Consider the following 320-nt stretch of genomic DNA (forward strand, 5'->3'; position numbering starts at 1 on the left):
GGTGTGCGCGACGACCTTGTCGAGCAGCCGGATGCCGATGGCGTTGTCGGTGACCGACGCCGCGGTCACCACGACCGCGATGACCAGCCCCAACGCGTCCACGGCCAAGCCCCGCTTGCGCCCCGACACCTTCTTTCCCGCGTCCTTGCCGGTCGTCGCGGCCGGGACGTGGTTGGCGGCCCTGATCGACTGGGTGTCCAGCACGACCGCGCTCGGATCCTCGGTACGGCCGGCCTTCTCCCTGGCCTGGCAGCGCAGCAGATCGTGGATCACCTGGTCGGTGCCGTCGTCACGCCACAGGGCGAAGTAGTAGTAGGTGG

The 320-nt window shown here is 69.4% G+C and carries 1 protein-coding gene; it reads right to left on the bottom strand.

The genetic code is table 11. The features are described from left to right. The coding region (locus tag ACFHWY_RS28935) for a transposase (protein WP_416583393.1) at positions 1-320 on the bottom strand (320 nt) is incomplete at both ends.

This window comes from Micromonospora sp. LOL_024 (genome assembly GCF_048060415.1).
Classification (GTDB): Bacteria; Actinomycetota; Actinomycetes; order Mycobacteriales; family Micromonosporaceae; genus Micromonospora.